We start from the raw sequence: 1,256 nt of genomic DNA, 5'->3' as shown, positions 1-1,256 counted from the left end.
TTTTTCTGACCAGAAAAAACCAAGCAAAATCGGGACGCTGAAAATGAAAATGTAGAGGGAGACGTCCTTGACCATCCCTTCCGCAGCCCGGCCGTACAAATAAAACAACACGCCGACGGCGTAAAATTTCACGGCTCGGCCGAGCGCCGCGTATGCGATGAGCCGCCAAAGCGGAAAATGAAGACATCCCGACAGTATCGTAAATACTTTGAACGGAATCGGGGTAAAGGAGCCGATCATAATGGCCGCCTCCCCGTTCTTCTGAAACAGCCGGGTGGCCGAATCGATCCATTCAGGTTTAAGAAGCTTATAAAGGACGGATTTTCCGAGCAGCCGGCCGATTAGAAAGCCGAAAGGAGTGCCGAGAAGACAAGCGATATAGCCAACGGTCGCCAGCCACAATGCATTGGACGGGGTAATCAGACTTAGCGAGACCTGGAGGAAGAAAGCCGGTACGGGGAAAATGATCGCATCGGCAAACGCGTGGATAAACATGCCCCAAGCTCCGAAATCCATTAAAATATCGATGATGTTTTGAAACATTTACAAGCTCCTATCCGGTTTCTGCGATCGAATGCATGCAGCTAGCTGTTATTCATATTGTATACGAGAAACGGGCATATTCGGTTTCAATTTTTCGCAAGAAAAACGCCCGGTGGTGTTGGGCGTTTTTTAAGTGGTATTTCTATCGCGGATTCGGGAACAGACGCTGTACGATCTCGTTAAATTCGGCGACAAATCCGGCAACCGGATGGCCTTGCTGCACGTCCTTGACGTAGTTGTTGACCCGGTCCACGAACTGCGGGTTTGTCGATACGTATACGTTCTGGATATCGGGATCGACCGCCCGCACTTTATCGGCGATCTGATCTTCGATTTCGCGCGTCAGCTTCTTTTGGTTCGGGTCGAGCGCGGCTGCGACGTATGCGTTTCGTCTCGTTACGAGCACATTGGCGGTATGGACGCCTTTAATCTTCGTAATGTTTTCCGCAGCCTTGTCGGCAATTTCGATCCGCTCTTCCGCATCGTTCGCTCTGTTATTCGCGTCGCGATTCGCGCGGTAACCGTCAGTCCCCGCATTGTCCCTTGACAGGGGCTGAACCGCGCGGTTGCCGGTATTGTTCGGATTGACCGGATTTTGACCGTTAGGACGATTTGTCGTACAGCCTGCAGCCAGAAGCAAGCTTGCGATCATTAGGGCGGATGCGATCCGTGTATAGCTTCGTTTCACCATTTTCACTCCTCGTATAGTATGT

At 51.2% G+C, this 1,256-nt stretch carries 2 protein-coding genes; both read right to left on the bottom strand.

Going from position 1 to position 1,256, the window contains the following annotated elements; all coding sequences use genetic code 11:
• On the bottom strand, positions 1-543 hold a 543-nt coding region (locus PACILC2_RS25935; protein WP_213531900.1), incomplete at its 3' end, for a YqaA family protein.
• A 142-nt stretch (positions 544-685) separates the two neighbouring features.
• A partial coding sequence (locus tag PACILC2_RS25930; RefSeq protein ID WP_213531899.1) for a YhcN/YlaJ family sporulation lipoprotein occupies positions 686-1,256 on the bottom strand: 571 nt, incomplete at its 5' end.

The sequence above is a fragment of the Paenibacillus cisolokensis genome, from assembly GCF_018403665.1.
Lineage (GTDB): Bacteria > Bacillota > Bacilli > Paenibacillales > Paenibacillaceae > Paenibacillus_AH > Paenibacillus_AH cisolokensis.
Note: the sequence above shows the minus strand (reverse complement) of the source record. Positions and strands in the feature narration are given on the sequence as shown.